The 1,641-nt window shown below is 74.3% G+C and carries 2 protein-coding genes; both read right to left on the bottom strand.

What is annotated here, in order from left to right:
• Positions 1-364: 364 nt before the first annotated feature.
• Positions 365-733, bottom strand: a complete 369-nt coding sequence (locus tag AC2W7J_RS18000; protein ID WP_485984125.1) for a nuclear transport factor 2 family protein — start codon at positions 731-733, stop codon at positions 365-367.
• A 56-nt stretch (positions 734-789) separates the two neighbouring features.
• Positions 790-1,641 (bottom strand): OB-fold nucleic acid binding domain-containing protein (locus tag AC2W7J_RS17995; protein ID WP_485984123.1); only part of this gene is annotated, 852 nt, incomplete at its 5' end.

Here is a 1,641-nt window from a genome sequence, read left to right as displayed (position 1 = left end):
TCGGACGTCGGCGACCCGGCGGCTCAGCGAGGCCAGGGCGTCGGGGCTGGGGGTCGACGACGGTGACGGTGTGCCCCTGCTCGGCGAGGGCGACGGCCAGGCCGCCGGTGCCGGCCGCCGAGGTCGAGGACGCGCAGGGGCCGGGAGAGCTCACGCTGCCGGGACTCGCTGAGCGTGCGGACCTGGGACCACACGGCTGCCGTCCGGACATTGCCCTCGACTCCGCTGCCGCCACGTCGCCACGCACGCTCCTCACTCATGGCCCCAACCCTAGTCGCCGCCGCCGACACCCCCTTCGGCCTCCCCGCTCCCGGGTCGAGGTATCCGCGACCGACTATCCGGTCGGTGCCACCTCGGTCCACCGTCAGGTCAGCAGAGTCCCCTGGTGGTGGACCTGACGCCAGCCGCCCTCTCGTGCGCACCAGATCGACGTGCGCCGCGCGCGGCGCTCTCCTTGGGCCGACGTCCACGAGACCCGGATGACGCCCGGTGCGATGACCCGGGCTCGCAGGTCGTCGATCTCGATGCTCGACGAGTCGGGGTCCGCGGCCTCCGACTCGAGCATCGCAAGGATCGAGTCGCGGTCCCAGACCCGACCAGATGCCCCGACCTCCTCGAAGTCCGGGGCAAGGAGGTCGCCCACCCGCCCACTGTCGGCCCGCGTCTCGGGCGACTGCAGCTCGCGCTCGAGGTCCAGGACCGTGGTCAGCGTCGCGTCATCCGTGTGAGGCATGCACGTACCGTCGCACGCCGGTACGCGCGAGATGTCCCCCACCTGACTGCCCTCGGTCAAAGACGCAGCGCGTGTCCCCACACGCGCTGCGTCTTTGACCCGGACGAAGGGGGACCCGCCCCGGCCGGTCGACGCCCCTCAGTGCCCCGAGCTGCCGGGCGAGGAGTGCCACAGCTTGCGCGGGGGCTCGACACCGGTGCCGGCGGGGCGGGTGTCGGCCCACGGCGCTGGCGGAAGCCCGACGCGTGGACGAGCACCCGGTGCCCGGCAGGCTGCTGGTGCGCGGCGTCGCGGGCGCGGGCGAGGTCGTCGGCCTCGTCGAGCGCGGCGTGCACGGCGGTGATGCCGCCGCGTTGCCAGGCCTCCCACAGCGTCGACAGCTCCCACGCGCCGGAGGCGAGCACCGAGACCCCGCGCGGCCCCGCGCGCCGGATCGTGCCGCGCACGAGCAGCAGCCACGAGTGGAAGATCGTCGCCGCGTAGGGCCCCTGCACGTCCTCGAAGAAGGTCGCGTCGACCGGCCCGGTCGCGTCGTCGACGGTGAGGAAGACGACCCGACGCCCGGAGCGGATCGGCGGGGTCTGGGTCGCGACCTTGACCCCCGCGGCGAGGATCTGGGCACCACTGCGCACCGAGAGCAGGTCGGCGCTGCGGGTCACCCCGAGGGCCTCGAGCATCGGCGCGTAGAAGTCCATGACGTGCCGCGAGGCGTCGAGCCCGAGGATCTCCAGCTCGGCGCCCACCTGGTCGGGCACGCTCATCTCGGGCAGACCGACCCCCTCGCCGAGCTCCGGCGAGTCACCGAGGTCGAGGGTCAGCTGGCTCGCGACCGGGGTCGGCGTCGTGCTCGTGCGCACCTGCTGCGCCCCGGGCTGCCCCGCGGCCCAGGCCGGCGCCTCGGACGACCG

The sequence above is a fragment of the Janibacter sp. CFPM2_SD2 genome (assembly GCF_057364645.1).
Note: the sequence above shows the minus strand (reverse complement) of the source record. Positions and strands in the feature narration are given on the sequence as shown.

What these genes read in the sequence shown, in the direction of transcription:
- AC2W7J_RS18000 (WP_485984125.1), bottom strand. Translation starts at nt 733, where the DNA reads ATGCCTCACACGGATGACGCGACGCTGACCACGGTCCTGGACCTCGAG.